Below are 15,009 nucleotides of genomic sequence, written 5' to 3'. Positions count from 1 at the left end.
TTCAACTTCAGGCTTTTCTTTTGGCTAAACAAACAAATTTTTATCTAAAATGATATAATTTGTTTTTCTTAAAACATTCCGCCACCCTGGGCTTCATCGTTATCTCTTTGTTTTCTTTTTAATTTCTTACCATTACTTCCTCCAAAACGATAGCTAAATCCTAAATACACATTCTGGAATTCACTTTTAAAGTACCCTTCTTGTTCGTAAGGTCTAGTAGTGCTAAATCTATATTCCTGGGTTCCAAATACATCATTAAAGTTTAAACTAAGCGTGGCTTTTTTATCTAAGAAGGTATAGCGACCACCAATGTTTGCAAAAAACACATCTTCATTTTTAAACTGAAGTTCTTCGCTTGGCCCTCTATAAAATCCAAATAATTGAAGTGTTAGATCTTCAGTAACACTAAAACTATTATTCACTCTTGCGGTGTAAACCGTATTGTCTACTTCAACAAAACTTGTTCCTACGATTCCGCTTTGAGATTGCTGATATAGCTCGAAGCTACCATTAGCACTCCACCAATCGGTAAATTTATAGTTAGAGGAAAGTTCGAATCCGTATGCATTTGTGTCATCAAAGTTTGAAAAAGAGATGATTAAACTTGCAGGATCAGATGGATCTTCTTCGATCAACTGGTTAATGTTATCATTTATATTTCTGAAGAAAACACCACCGGTAAAACTACCATTCTTAAGTTTTCTGGTGTAATTAAATTCAACCGAGTTTGTGAATTGTGGCTGTAAACTCGGGTTTCCTACCACTGTGATCGTTGGAGTGCTTACCTCTCTTACCGGGCTTACCTGTCCTAAACTTGGTCGATCTATTCTACGACTATAACTTACCTGATAGCTATTTTTTTCGTTAGGCGTATAATTGAAGAATCCAGAAGGATATAATGTTACATAATCATCGGTAAATACATTTTCTCCATTTACATTAGCATCGATATCAAAGCTTTCTAGTCTTGTTCCTAACTGGTAAGAGAATTTCTCGAAAGTTTGTCCAAACGTACTATATAATGAGTAGATGTTTCTGTCGTAATCGTAATCTGAATTTTGAGAAGCAGGATTGTTGGTGTCATAATCTTCAGTATTGGTTAATATTCTAGCTTCAGCTCCGGCTTCAAATTTTGACCTCTCTCCAATAGGAAGTGAATAGTCAATATTGGTGATCACATTAGATCTTTCTTCTTTTACGATTTCAGCATAAGAATCAAATCGTGCATTGTTGCTAAAATCTGCTGCAAAATCTTCGTCACCGTCAAAATCATTAAAATCGGCTTCAAATAAAATTTCGTGTCCTTCTTTAGGGAATAAATGTTTGTATGCAAAATTATAACTTGCATTCACATTGTTTAAATCCAGGTCTAAATACTGCTCAAAGTTGTTAGCAGGATTGTTAAGATAGGTAGCGGTAATAGTAGCACCTAATCCGCCATCATAAATATTTTGATTGGTATAGAAGCTAAAAGTGTTATTGTCGTCTAGAAAATAATCTACCCCAATTTTATATAAATACGACTCGGTATCATTCAGCATATCTAAAAATTGTGTAGCGTCTCTACCTATTAGGTTAATGTCATTTATATTTTCTCTTTTTCCGAAGTTAGTTCCAAGATTTGCATAGAAATTTAATTTACCCTGGCGGTAATTAAGATCTAAAGAGCCGTTAAAACGTGCATTTTCACCATAAGTTAAACCGGTGTTTAAACTACCGTTAAATCCATTATTAGCGTTTTTGTGTAGAACGATGTTAATGATTCCGCTCATTCCTTCAGGATTATATTTTGCTGAAGGATTGGTGATCAATTCGATCTTTTTAATGGAGCTTGAAGGGATTTGCTTTAACAATTGAGCAGCATCCATATTTGTAGGCTTTCCGTCAATTAAAATACGAACGTTCGAGTTTCCACGTAGCGCGATATTACCGTCTTGATCTACGTTAACAGAAGGCAGGTTGTTCATGATGTCTGAAGCACTGGCTCCGGCAGTGGTAAGGTCTTTACCAACATTGATAACTTTCCTGTCGATTCTTTGTTCGATCGTGGAACGTTCGGCAACAACTACAACTTCATCCATTTCGGCAACATCAGGATCAAGATTTATGGTTCCTAATTCCATAGGTCCATTACGATCTACGACAATTTCTTTACTGAATTTTTTGTAGCCAATAAATTGGATATTCAGGGTGTAAGTGCCCGATTTTACTTTTTTGATGATGAATGACCCGTCTTCTTCTGATGTTGTTCCGGTGATGATGTTTCCTTCTGTGTCTGTTAAGCTTATGGTAGCGTAAGGAATAGGTTCCTGTAAGTCTGTATCCATAATAGTTCCTGATATTCTGGCAAATGGTTCGTTATTTGCAATAGAATTAAAGCCGGTTAGCGCAAGGATGATGATTAAAAATAACTGTTTCATTTTTTGGTTGATGTTTAGTAATTGAAAGTTTGTTATGTTATAAATAATACTTTGTATTGCATAATACCAAAAAGTGTATTTCTGCAATTTTGATGATTTCTACTATAAAGACGACGCTAAAAAATTAATGTTACAGAAATCCTGAATTAATTTTGAAAAAAGTTCGCGCCTTGCAAATAGCGCGAACCTTATCAAGCATTACTATCTTCTAACCATCAAAAAAAAGATAGCAACGACATTTTTAGACTAGTCTTACCATAAAGACTGATAAGTTTGAAACTTGTTACAGTAAATTTTAAAAAGTATTTTTACTCGATAATCGAGATTATATGATTTGAGCTTTGGCTCAACATAAAAATTAATTTCAAAAAAACAGATCAGGGGTTGGCCCTGAGTTATTTAACAATATGAAAAAGAAAACATTAGTAATAGGAGCTTCTACCAATCCAGCCAGATATTCTAATATGGCGATCAAAAAATTGGTAAGCAAGCAACAACCCGTTGTTGCATTGGGATTAAGAGAAGGAGAAGTTGAAGGAATTGATATAGTAAAAGAAAAAGATCTTTTTACAGATATAGATACCGTAACCTTATACGTTGGTCCAACAAATCAACCTGAATATTACGAATATCTGGTTGCGCTAAATCCTAAGCGTGTAATTTTTAATCCGGGAACAGAGAATCCTGAACTCTACAGAATATTAGAGCAAAATAATATCGAATATCAAAACGCCTGTACTTTAGTTATGCTTGGTACGAATCAATACTAAACCTAAAAAGGTGATTGCACCATTTACGATTAGTAATTCGTAGTTAAATACATAACCGCCCAAATATTCTGATGGTAGATTTCCTAAAATAAAGGTCAAAACCACAGATACTAAAGATACGATCCAAACCAGATGATCTTTTATTTGCATTTTGGTAAAAATTCCGAAAGCAAAAAGACCAAGTAATGGTCCGTAAGTGTAACTGGCGGCTTTTAGAAGTAGATCGATTACACTGCTATCTAGCAAATATTTAAAAGCAATAATAACGATTACTAAAAGCACGCTTATTAAAATATGTGCTCGTTTTCTTATACTGGTTTGGGCGCTGGCTTCTCTTTTCTCGATGTTTAAAAAGTCTACGCAAAAGCTGGTCGTTAAACTGGTTAAAGCGCTATCTGCACTAGAATATGCAGCAGCGATTAAGCCGAGTAAAAAGATAATGGCAAGGCCCATTCCCATCTCAGCATTTAAAGCTATTTCAGGAAAAAGAAGATCGGTTTTTTCTTTACCGTCTAGAACGGGAACGCTAATTCCGTTTTGTTCAGCATAAATAAAAAGAAGTGCTCCTAGGAAAAGAAATAAGATATTTACCGGAATAAAAACCAGGCTGTAAGACATTACATTTTTCTGTGCATCTTTTAGGCTTTTACAGGTTAAATTCTTTTGCATCATATCCTGGTCTAAGCCCGTCATACAAATGGTAATAAACATTCCACCAAAGAAAGCTTTCCAGAAATAATCTTTTTCAAGAAAATTATCAAAATGGAATGTGCTGGTATAAGGAGCAAGTTCTGGAGCCGAGAAAAAGTCGTTCATCGTCCAGTTTAATTCTTGCGACACAAAGTAGATCGCAATCCCTACAGAACCTAACATAAATAGGGTTTGCAGGGTGTCTGTCCAAACAATAGTTTTAATTCCGCCTCGCGAAGTATAGATCCAAATTAATAAGATCGATAAGATAACGGTTACCACGAAAGGAACGTCCCATGCTTCAAAAACAAAGTATTGTAAAACGGTGGCTACCAGAAAAAGTCTGAATGAAGCCCCTAAAACTCTGGATATAAAAAAGAAAAAAGCTCCGGTTTTGTAACTTACGTTTCCGAAGCGATTATTTAAATATTGATAAATTGAAGTAACATTTAAGCTGTAATAAATGGGTAGTAAAACGAAAGAAATCACCAGATAACCAAATAGATAACCGGCTACTACCTGCATATAGCTAAATTGCGAATCTCTTACCCACCCGGGAACCGATATAAAGGTAACACCAGAAAGTGAGGCGCCAACCATTCCAAAAGCTACGATGTACCAGGGAGATTTACCTTCAGCCTTAAAAAAAGCTTCGTTGCTATCTTCTTTTCCTGTGAAATATGAAATTAAAAGTAAAACACCAAAGTAAAGTGCGATGAGTAGTACAATATGTATAGGTTCCATAAATACGAATTTAACCAAAACAATTGCAAACTTAGCATATTACTAACTATTTGCATCGGTTTAAAAATTGTAAATTTGCGGCTATGGATTTTTCTTCGAAATTATTGGAGCAGGCTGTAGACCAAATGTCGCAGTTGCCCGGTATAGGAAAACGTACCGCGCTTAGATTGGTTTTACACCTTTTAAGGCAACCCGAAACGCAAACCGAACAACTTACCAAAGCACTTTCTAAACTTAAAGCAGAAATAAAAAGATGTCGAAATTGTTATAATATTAGCGATACAGAGCTTTGTGATATTTGTGCAAATCCTTCCAGACAGGAAGACCTTGTTTGCGTTGTAGAAGATATTCGTGATGTGATGGCGATCGAAAATACAGGGCAATATCGCGGGATGTATCATGTTTTGGGTGGTAAAATAAGCCCTATGGATGGTATTGGTCCTTCACAACTTACGATAAAACCATTAATCGAAAAGGTGAAAGATGGCAAGATACAGGAGATCATTTTTGCATTAAGTAGCACGATGGAAGGTGATACGACGAACTTTTATATTTATAAACAATTAGAAGGAACGGGTATAAAAACATCTACCATCGCAAGAGGAATTAGTGTAGGAGACGAACTAGAATATGCAGATGAGGTAACTTTAGGACGAAGTATTACTAATCGAGTTCCTTTCGAAAATAGCCTAAAAAGTTAAAATGCTTTAAGCTTCTGCTTTCAGGTTGAAGGATGAAATTGTAATTTTACACAGTAAATTTTTAAGTGTAGACGCAAGAATATTTTCAGTGAATTTATATTTTATTGATTTTTTAATATTTAAAAACCTTTAATTTAAGTAAATTCGCAAACGAAATAACAAAAAATAGCTTTCAAATATAGATATGGCAAAATTTGAACTGAAATTACCTAAAATGGGAGAAAGTGTTGCAGAGGCAACCATAACCAGCTGGTTAAAAGAAGTAGGAGATACCATTGAAGCAGATGAACCGGTGCTTGAAATTGCTACAGATAAAGTAGATAGCGAAGTACCAAGTGAAGTAGATGGTAAGCTTGTAGAAATACTTTTTGAGGCAGATGATGTAGTTGAAGTTGGCCAAACGATCGCTATTATAGAAACTGATGGCGAAGTTAACCAGGATGATGATTTAGCTATTGATCTTGAAGAAGATGAGAGCGATGAAGATAGCCAAGCAGATTCTGATGAAGTAGAGCAACATGCTGCAGAAGCTGAAGCTGCGGTCGAAACCGCAATGGAAACCACAGGAAGTTCAGATTATTCAGATTCAGATCGTTTTTATTCTCCATTAGTAAAAAACATTGCTAAAGAAGAGAATATTAGCCTGGAAGAGCTGGAAACCGTAAAAGGTACGGGGAAAGATGGGCGCGTTACTAAAGATGATATCTTAGCTTATGTAGAAAACCGTGGAAGCAAGCCAAAAGCTTCAACGGCCAACAATACTACTTCAAAATCAGATCATTTAGAACCTGCTTTTAAAAATCAGGAGAATGTGGTGACTTCTGGCGAAGACGAGATCATCGAAATGAGCCGTATGGGTAAAATGATTAGTAAGCACATGATCGATAGTGTGCAAACTTCTGCCCATGTACAATCTTTTATTGAGGTTGATGTGACAAATATATGGAATTGGAGAAACAAGCATAAGGAAGCTTTTCAGAAAAGAGAAGGGGAGAAGTTAACCTTTACACCAATATTTATGGAAGCCGTGGCCAAGGCGATACGAGACTTTCCTTTAATAAATATCTCCGTAAGTGGTGATAAAGTGATCAAAAAGAAGGATATTAATTTAGGAATGGCTGCTGCATTACCAGATGGTAATCTTATCGTTCCGGTAATTAAAAATGCAGATAGGCTAAATCTTGTAGGCATGGCTAAGGCTGTAAATGATCTTGCTAACCGTGCACGACAAAATAAACTGAAGCCAGATGATATACAAGGTGGAACATATACGGTAACTAATGTGGGAACATTTGGCAGTATTATGGGAACACCAATTATCAATCAGCCTCAGGTTGGGATTCTGGCTTTAGGTGCAATTAGAAAAATGCCAGCTGTTATCGAAACTCCAGAAGGTGATTTTATCGGGATTCGATATAAAATGATCCTTTCACATAGTTATGATCATCGTGTTGTAAATGGTGCGCTTGGTGGACAATTTGTGCAACGTGTAGCTCAATACTTAGAAGGCTTCGATAAGAATAGAGAAATATAAAATTAATATATATAAAGAGAAACCGGAATTGCTTTTTATGGGGCGATTCCGGTTTTCTTTTTATATTGCTGTAAGAAAAATCAAACCTTAAAAGATGGAATTAAAGCTTACAAAGCCTATTTGTTTTTTCGATCTGGAAACCACCGGAACGAACCTTGCTAAAGATAGGATTGTAGAAATAGCGATATTAAAAGTGTATCCTAACGGGAATAAAGAAAGTAGAACCTGGTTGGTAAATCCAGAAATGGAGATTCCAAAAGAGGTTATTGCTATTCACGGAATTTCGAACGAGAAAGTGGCGAACGAGCCGACTTTTAAAGAATTATCCAAGCAAATCTACGACATGATTAAAGGTTGTGATCTTGGAGGCTATAATTCCAATCGCTTTGATATACCACTTTTAGCTGAAGAATTACTACGTGCAGATATCGATTTTGATATGAAGAATATGCTTGCCGTAGATGTACAAACGATCTTCCATAAAAAAGAGCAGCGAACTTTAGCAGCCGCTCTGAAATTTTACTGCGGAAAAGATCTTATCGATGCGCATAGTGCCGCTGCAGATACCGAAGCTACTTACGAAGTTTTAAAATCTCAATTGGATAAATATGAAGATCTGGAGAACGATATTAAATGGTTATCGCAATACAGTGCTCGTAAGAATTTTGCAGATTTTGCCGGTTTTATAAGTTTTAATAAAAAAGGACAAGAAGTTTTTTCTTTTGGTAAATATCGGGGCAAGCTGGTAGAAGAAGTGCTTGAGAAAGAACCTGGTTATTTTGGCTGGTTACAAAATGCAGATTTTCCGCTATATACCAAGAAAGTATTAACCGCTATAAAATTACGTAAGCTGAATACAAAACTTTAAAAATGCGGCTTCTGCTTCTTTTTTTTCTGTTTATTTCTATGAGCGCTCTTGGGCAAGCTATCAGAGCAGTGGGGCAGGTGGTAGATGCTGAAACTTTAAAGCCATTACCTTACGTAAATATTGTTTTAGAGCCAGAAAAAAGAGGAATTTCTACAGATAAAGAAGGTAGGTATTCTTTTGTAGTAAAAGATATAAGTGAAGATACAGATGTTAAATTTAGTTATGTAGGTTACGAATCTAAATATGCGCAGTTAAAGGAATTAAAGGGAAAAGTGATTCGGTTAAAACCTTCTGTAGATCATTTAGCTGAAGTTCGTTTATATAATATTAAGGAAAAAAAGAGAAAACGAATTAACGATTTTCGACATAAGGAAATTATTGGGCTTGGTAATTTTAGCGGTGGGCAATATCCAAGTATTGTAGCTAGATATTACGATAAGCCGGAAAAGTTTGATGAAGGTTGTTTTATAGAGAATATTGAAGTCCGTTATTTTTCCGTAGAAAAAACACTTTACGGAAGCGCGAAATTCAGGTTGCGGATTATGGCAGTAGATAAAAAAGGAAAACCTTCCTACGATTTACTAAGCGATGGATTGATTATCCAGAAAGAGGCCAGCCAGTTTAAAAGCAAAATTGATATGCTTCCATATAAAATTGCGGTTCCAAAGGATGGCTTTTTTGTAGCAGTAGAGCATTTGTTTATTGAAGAAAATGCCTATTTTGAAGAAAAAGATTATCGTGTTAACGACACTATTATTTATCGTGATGTGAAATTGCGTAAATACGGACCAGTTTTTAGCGGAGTTTTAGAAGAATATAGGGAAGGTTTTAATTCATATTACAAAGACACTAATGGCTGGCAAAAAATGGATAATTTAGATAATTCGAATGAAGTTTTTTCTGGAATGTTGCCAGTTCCGGCATTCAAAATAACCTTGACAGACTAGAGACTAAAAAAACAGATTAAAAAGTATTGCAAATGAAGCTTATTTGTATAGGTAGAAATTATACCGATCATATTGCCGAGTTAGAAAATGAAAAGCCAGAAGATCCTGTAGTTTTTCAGAAGCCAGATACGGCGATATTATTAAAAAAACAGCCTTTTTTTATTCCAGATTTTTCTAATGATGTGCATTACGAAGTAGAATTACTGGTAAAGATCACACGAGTAGGAAAACATATTCAGCCTAAATTTGCTCATAAATACTATGATGAAATAGGTTTGGGAATCGATTTTACGGCCAGAGATCTTCAGTCGAAACTTAAATCTAAAGGACTTCCGTGGGAAAAAGCAAAAGGATTTGATGGTGCCGCGGTAATTGGTGAAAAATGGCTGGATAAAAATCAGTTTTCAGATTTAAACAATATTAATTTCAGTTTAAAAAAGAATGACGAAATTGTACAAAATGGCAATAGTTCTTTGATGCTTTGGAAAATTGACGAACTAATTGCTTATATTTCAACATTCTTTACATTAAAGATCGGTGATATTATTTTTACCGGGACGCCTGCAGGTGTTGGCCCGGTTGCTTCAGAGGATAATCTAACCGGATTTATTGAAGAAGAAGAAATTTTTTCTATAAATATTAAATAACCCCATGAGTAGCTACGATTTAAAAGATGTAGAAGAAATGGCAGGCGGTGATCAGGAATTTATGCTTGTAGTAGTACAAACTTTTCTTGAAGAGATTCCGCCAGATGTAGAAGCCATGAATGAAGCTATAAATAATGGTAACGCAAATCTCGCCTACAGTTTTGCCCATAAGATGAAACCAAACCTAAAATTGTTTGGTTTACAGTTAATGCCGGAAATTACTGTAATCGAGCAATGGTCTAAACAAGGGAAAAATAAAGAAGATGCTCCAAAAGCTGCAAGAACGATTACAGCTAAAGTAACGCAGGTTTGCAAAGAATTAAAACAAGATTTTAATCTGTAATGAACGCAGAGATCATAACGATTGGCGACGAAATTCTTATCGGCCAGATCATCGATACCAATTCGGCTTACATTGCAAAAGAGCTTAATAAAATAGGGGTAAGTATTCATCAAATAACTTCTATAGAAGATGAATGGAACCATATTTTAACTACTTTAGGTGAAGCCCAAAAAAGAGCAGATATTGTAATTATTACCGGTGGGCTTGGGCCTACCAAAGATGATATTACCAAAAAGTGTCTCTGCGAATTTTTTAATGATACCCTGGTAAAAGACGAGGAAGTTTTAACGCATGTCGAAGAGCTTTTTGAAAAATATATCGATACACCAATTTCAGATCTTAACAGGATGCAGGCGTTGGTGCCATCTAAAGCAGAGGTTTTAAAGAATAGTTATGGGACTGCTCCCGGAATGTGGCTTAAAAAAGATAATACTGTATTTGTTTCTATGCCGGGTGTGCCATACGAGATGAAAGCATTAATGCAAGATGAGGTAATTCCAAGAATTAGAGAGCGTTTTAAACGACCTTTTATTTTGCATAAAACAGTGCTGACATTAGGGATGGGTGAAAGTGCTATTGCTGAAAAAATTGAGTCCTGGGAAGAAGCATTACCGGCTCATATACGCCTGGCTTATTTGCCAAACTTGGGTAAAGTACGTTTACGTTTAAGTACAAAAGGTAGTGATCCTAAAATAATGGAACAGGAAGTAGATGATCAAATCGCTTCACTTAGCCAGATCATTGGAGATATTATAAAAGGAGTAGAGGAAGAAGAGCCTATAGAAGTTCAGATTGGTAATTTATTAAAAGAAAAAAATACCAGCCTGGCTACTGCTGAAAGTTTTACAGGAGGAAGATTAGCTTCTATATTTACTAAAAACGCAGGTTCTTCAGCTTTTTTTAAAGGGAGCGTGGTGGCATATGCTACAGAAGCTAAAGTGAATATTCTTGGAGTTTCGCAGGAGCTTATTGATAAATATTCTGTGGTAAGTAATGAAGTGGCTTGTGAAATGGCCAGGAAAGTAAAAGCTTTATACCAAACCGATTACGCCATTGCAACAACAGGAAACGCAGGCCCATCAAAAGGAGATAGCGATGCAGATGTTGGAACTGTCTTTTTAGCGATCGCCACACCAGATCATGTTTTTGCCAGAGAATTCAATTTTGGGAATCATAGAGACAAGGTGGTTGGGAAGGCCGTAAATAAATGTATGGAGCTGGTATTAGAAGAAATTTACAGCCAGAAATAAAGGTGTTTTCTTCAATAATTTCATACTCAATAACAACGAAAATAATATCGTAAATTTTTTTACAGAATGTGTTGTGAATTAGGGATAAAAATCGTTAATTTGCACCCTGTTTTGAAATAACGAGATAAAGTATAGAGCAATGTCAAGAGTTTGTGAACTTACAGGTAAAAAAGCGATGGTTGGGAATAATGTTTCTCACGCAATGAATAAAACCAAGCGTAAATTTAACGCGAACCTGGTTAAGAAACGTTTTTTTATTCCTGAAGAGGATAAATGGATCACTTTAAAAGTGTCTACCTCTGCGCTTAAAAATATTAACAAGAAAGGAATCTCTGCCGTTATTAAAGAGGCTAGAGCAAAAGGATTTCTTCAAAAATAATCCTTTACTTATAAAAACAAATTAAGATGGCAAAGAAAGGAAACAGAGTACAGGTTATTTTAGAATGTACCGAGCATAAAGCTTCTGGACAACCAGGTACATCAAGATACATTACTACGAAGAATAAAAAGAATACACCGGATAGAATGGAGTTAAAGAAATTTAACCCAATCTTGAAAAAAATGACGGTTCATAAAGAGATTAAATAATTTGAGTCATGGCAAAGAAATCAGTTGCAGCATTACAAACAGGATCTAAGAGATTAACCAAAGCTATTAAAATGGTTAAATCTCCTAAAACAGGTGCATATACTTTCGTTGAAGCTATTATGGCTCCTGAAGATGTTAACGATTATTTGAAAAAGTAATCGGATAAAAAATTTATAATTTTTTTAAAAGGCCGTCCTGATTTGTTATCTGGACGGCTTTTTCTTTTTATGTATATTTACCCCTAATTATAGAGTCCTTTTTTCAATTAGGACCATTCTCATTAAAACTAACAATCAAAAATGAGTTTATTTAAAAAGATTTTTTCAAAAGAAAAGAAAGAAACTCTCGATAAAGGGCTAGAAAAAAGTAAGACCAGTTTTTTCTCTAAAATGAGTAAAGCTGTTGCCGGGAAATCTAAAGTAGACGATGAAGTTTTAGATGATCTGGAAGATGTATTGGTTAGTAGTGACGTAGGAGTTGCTACCACAATCAAAATAATAAACCGAATTGAAGATCGCGTAGCTAAAGATAAATATCTGGGTACAGACGAGCTTAATCAGATCTTACGTGAAGAAATTGCAGGTTTGTTATCTGAAACAAATTCTGGTAACGCTACAGATTTTTCTGTTCCAGATAAGAAACCATACGTAATGATGGTTGTTGGGGTAAATGGTGTTGGAAAAACAACGACCATTGGTAAACTTGCCAATCAATTTAAAAGTCGTGGATTAAAAGTAGTTTTAGGTGCAGCCGATACTTTTAGAGCTGCAGCAATAGATCAATTACAAGTTTGGGCAGAACGTACAGACGTGCCTATTATCAAACAATCTATGGGAAGTGATCCAGCCTCTGTTGCTTTTGATACGGTACAAAATGCAGTCAAAATGGATGCCGATGTCGTTCTTATCGATACTGCTGGAAGATTGCATAATAAGGTAAATCTTATGAAAGAACTCTCTAAAGTAAAACGAGTGATGCAAAAGGTAATTCCAGATGCACCACACGAAGTACTTTTAGTTTTAGACGGTTCGACCGGGCAAAATGCTTTTGAACAGGCTAAACAATTTACAGCCGCTACTGAAGTTACCTCTCTAGCTGTAACCAAGCTGGATGGAACTGCAAAAGGCGGCGTAGTAATTGGGATTAGCGACCAGTTCCAGATTCCAGTAAAATATATTGGTGTGGGAGAACGTGTAGAAGATCTTCAGGTTTTTAATAAACTTGAGTTTGTAGATTCATTTTTCAAATAATCCTTGCTGATTTTATCGATTTTGAGCCTGTATTTTATATGCGTTCAAGATCATAAATTTCAAGTTTGATAACTTCCTGAAGTTTTTTTGATTTCGATTCATTTTAGGAAACGACTATTTTTCGGATATACTTTAGTGCTTTTAAAGACTATTTTCTTCCGAAGAAATTTTAAGCAGAATAAGATTTGTTCTTTAGAACATACAAATAAACCAACAACTAATAGCAACCAACTAATTACCCCATATGAAAAAGATCTTATTCTTGTGCGGAATATTGGCCATCATAGGCTGTAAAAAAGATAAAGAAAGTACAGACGATTCTCAAGGAATTGAAACTTCAGATTCTACAACAACAAGCCAATCTCAGGGCGATGAAATGTTGGAGTTTAAAGTTTTAGATTCTAAATATATCGAGAATGATGTGCTTTGGTCGCCATTCGAAATCGAGCTTTATAAAGTTACAGAAAAGAAATATGATAGCTTAAAATCGATAATTCTCGAAAAATCTGTGACAGAATTACAAAATGCGATCGCAAAAGAAGAACTTACTTACGAAGAGCTTACTTTATTTTATTTATATAGAATGCGAAAGCTAGATCGTGAAAATAATCTTTCTTTAAATTCTGTAATAGCGATTAATCCAGATGTGCTTACCGAAGCTCGTTTAAAGGATAGAAATTATAAAAATACCGAGAATAAAAGTCCAATTTTTGGTATTCCGGTATTACTAAAAGATAATATTAATACGGCTACGATGCCCACAACGGCGGGTGCTGTGGCTTTACAAGGCAATACAACACCAAATGCTTTTATTACCACTCAATTGGAAACTAGTGGTGCAATCATATTAGGAAAAGCAAACCTTAGTGAATGGGCCTATTTTTTCTGTAAGGGATGTCCAAGTGGATATTCTGCTGTTGGTGGCCAAACTTTGAATCCTTACGGACGTAGAATTTTTGATACCGGAGGTTCCAGCTCTGGTAGTGGCGTTGCAGTGGCAGCTAATTTTGCCCCTTTGGCAGTAGGATCTGAAACTTCAGGATCTATACTTTCACCATCCAGTCAGAATAGTTTGGTGGGATTAAAACCAACAATCGGACTTTTAAGTAGAACGGGAATTGTTCCTATTTCAAGCACCTTAGATACTCCTGGCCCAATGACTAAAACCGTTATGGACAACGCCATTTTGTTGAGTGCTATGGCGGGAAGAGATACAAGTGACGCAAAAGTTTTTGGAGATTCTATAAAAGTGACCACAGATTATTATTCGGCTTTGACAGATACTACAAGTTTACGCGGAGTAAGATTGGGTGTGATCAAAGAACTTACTGAAGATTCTTTATATAGTCGTGCGATCAACGATCTTAAAAAAGTTGGAGCTCAAATCGTCGAATTTGAAGCTGAAGATATCGATTTGCCAAATTTTCTTAGGCTGTTAAATCTTGATATGAAAAAAGATCTTCCCGCTTATCTAAAGCGATATGGCAAAAGGGTAGACGTTAGATCTGTAGAAGATATAATGGCTTTTAATGTTAAAGATTCAGTGCAACGTGCTCCTTATGGGCAGGGATTGTTTGAAGGAATTGTAAAGGATACCGCTTCAGCAGAAGAATTTCAGGCAATAAAAGATACCCTAAAAACACGCGGAAAGCGGTTTTTTAATATCCCGATGAAAGAATATGATTTAGACGGTGTTCTTTCGATAAATAATTATCATGCCGGTTTTGCCGCAGTTGCAGAATATCCTGCGATCACAGTACCTATGGGCTATGATGATAATGGAGAACCTAAAGGTTTAACCTTTATTTCTATTCCTTATTCTGAACAAAATTTACTACGCTGGGCTTATGCATACGAGCAGGAATCGCAGCAGCGTAAACCACCAAAAGACTATTCTAAGTAATGGCACAACGATACCTGATTATATTTACCAAACTTATATTTATATACTGTCTGTTTTATGTAATCATGAAAATACTGGCCGTTTTTCAGGGCGCATGGCTTTATGCCAATCTAATTATGGCGTTTCCGGTACTCATATTGGGTCTTTTAGGCGCATATTTTGTTAGGATCAAAAAGTATAATTGGCTATACGTTATCATTTGTGCAATACTTATAAGTATTATCAGGTATTACGAACAAGGTTGGTTATTAGGCCTGCATAATTATTTTGGAGCTTAGAAGATATATTCTAACTATATAGATTATAAAAACCCATCTTACGAAAGTTTCGATGGGTTTTTTATAGCCTAAAAGT

At 35.5% G+C, this 15,009-nt stretch carries 16 protein-coding genes; 14 read left to right on the top strand and 2 right to left on the bottom strand.

Annotated features, from left to right (window positions below; all coding sequences use genetic code 11):
* Window positions 1-68 precede the first annotated feature (68 nt).
* Window positions 69-2,420, bottom strand: coding sequence for a TonB-dependent receptor domain-containing protein (locus INR75_RS17930; protein WP_223089892.1), 2,352 nt, complete (start codon window positions 2,418-2,420; stop codon window positions 69-71).
* A 407-nt stretch (window positions 2,421-2,827) separates the two neighbouring features.
* Here INR75_RS17930 and INR75_RS17925 point away from each other — a divergent pair, with 407 nt between their 5' ends.
* Entirely contained in the window at window positions 2,828-3,190 is a 363-nt protein-coding gene (locus INR75_RS17925) for a CoA-binding protein (RefSeq protein ID WP_223089891.1), read from the top strand.
* Here INR75_RS17925 and INR75_RS17920 read toward each other — a convergent pair.
* A complete protein-coding gene (locus INR75_RS17920; protein ID WP_223089890.1) occupies window positions 3,161-4,624 on the bottom strand; it encodes a sodium:solute symporter in 1,464 nt (487 codons plus the stop codon). The genes INR75_RS17925 and INR75_RS17920 overlap by 30 nt on opposite strands.
* 83 nt (window positions 4,625-4,707) lie before the next feature.
* Between INR75_RS17920 and recR the strand changes: the two genes are divergently transcribed.
* The 13 genes from recR (at window position 4,708) to INR75_RS17855 (ending at window position 14,933) form a co-directional block, all read left to right on the top strand.
* Window positions 4,708-5,325, top strand: a complete 618-nt coding sequence (gene recR / locus INR75_RS17915; protein ID WP_223089889.1) for a recombination mediator RecR — start codon at window positions 4,708-4,710, stop codon at window positions 5,323-5,325.
* Window positions 5,326-5,509: 184 nt separating this feature from the next.
* On the top strand, window positions 5,510-6,859 hold the full coding sequence (locus INR75_RS17910) for a dihydrolipoamide acetyltransferase family protein (RefSeq protein WP_223089888.1): 1,350 nt from the start codon (window positions 5,510-5,512) through the stop codon (window positions 6,857-6,859).
* Between the two features lie 94 nt (window positions 6,860-6,953).
* Window positions 6,954-7,727, top strand: coding sequence for a 3'-5' exonuclease (locus INR75_RS17905; protein ID WP_223089887.1), 774 nt, complete (start codon window positions 6,954-6,956; stop codon window positions 7,725-7,727).
* Window positions 7,728-7,729: 2 nt separating this feature from the next.
* Window positions 7,730-8,674 carry a carboxypeptidase-like regulatory domain-containing protein gene (locus INR75_RS17900; RefSeq protein WP_223089886.1) on the top strand — a complete coding sequence of 315 codons (945 nt, stop codon included), beginning with the start codon at window positions 7,730-7,732 and terminating at the stop codon, window positions 8,672-8,674.
* 32 nt (window positions 8,675-8,706) lie between these two features.
* A complete protein-coding gene (locus INR75_RS17895) occupies window positions 8,707-9,321 on the top strand; it encodes a fumarylacetoacetate hydrolase family protein (RefSeq protein WP_223089885.1) in 615 nt (204 codons plus the stop codon).
* Between the two features lie 4 nt (window positions 9,322-9,325).
* Window positions 9,326-9,664 carry an Hpt domain-containing protein gene (locus INR75_RS17890; protein ID WP_223089884.1) on the top strand — a complete coding sequence of 113 codons (339 nt, stop codon included), beginning with the start codon at window positions 9,326-9,328 and terminating at the stop codon, window positions 9,662-9,664.
* Window positions 9,664-10,914, top strand: a complete 1,251-nt coding sequence (locus INR75_RS17885) for a CinA family nicotinamide mononucleotide deamidase-related protein (RefSeq protein WP_223089883.1) — start codon at window positions 9,664-9,666, stop codon at window positions 10,912-10,914. The genes INR75_RS17890 and INR75_RS17885 overlap by 1 nt, the downstream gene beginning before the upstream one ends.
* Window positions 10,915-11,053: 139 nt before the next feature.
* A complete protein-coding gene (gene rpmB / locus INR75_RS17880) occupies window positions 11,054-11,293 on the top strand; it encodes a 50S ribosomal protein L28 (protein ID WP_013070732.1) in 240 nt (79 codons plus the stop codon).
* A gap of 26 nt (window positions 11,294-11,319) precedes the next feature.
* Entirely contained in the window at window positions 11,320-11,502 is a 183-nt protein-coding gene (rpmG, locus tag INR75_RS17875) for a 50S ribosomal protein L33 (RefSeq protein WP_013070733.1), read from the top strand.
* A gap of 8 nt (window positions 11,503-11,510) precedes the next feature.
* Window positions 11,511-11,660 (top strand): DUF4295 domain-containing protein, encoded by a 150-nt coding sequence (locus tag INR75_RS17870; RefSeq protein ID WP_092541799.1) that lies wholly within the window; start codon window positions 11,511-11,513, stop codon window positions 11,658-11,660.
* A 141-nt stretch (window positions 11,661-11,801) separates the two neighbouring features.
* Complete coding sequence (ftsY, locus tag INR75_RS17865; RefSeq protein ID WP_223089882.1) at window positions 11,802-12,752, top strand: signal recognition particle-docking protein FtsY; 951 nt, start codon at window positions 11,802-11,804, stop codon at window positions 12,750-12,752.
* Window positions 12,753-12,996: 244 nt separating this feature from the next.
* Window positions 12,997-14,655, top strand: coding sequence for an amidase family protein (locus tag INR75_RS17860; protein ID WP_223089881.1), 1,659 nt, complete (start codon window positions 12,997-12,999; stop codon window positions 14,653-14,655).
* 65 nt (window positions 14,656-14,720) lie between these two features.
* Window positions 14,721-14,933 carry a hypothetical protein gene (locus tag INR75_RS17855; protein WP_223089880.1) on the top strand — a complete coding sequence of 71 codons (213 nt, stop codon included), beginning with the start codon at window positions 14,721-14,723 and terminating at the stop codon, window positions 14,931-14,933.
* Window positions 14,934-15,009: the final 76 nt, after the last annotated feature.

The sequence above is a fragment of the Zunongwangia sp. SCSIO 43204 genome (assembly GCF_019904275.1).
GTDB lineage: Bacteria > Bacteroidota > Bacteroidia > Flavobacteriales > Flavobacteriaceae > Zunongwangia > Zunongwangia mangrovi.
Note: the sequence above shows the minus strand (reverse complement) of the source record. Positions and strands in the feature narration are given on the sequence as shown.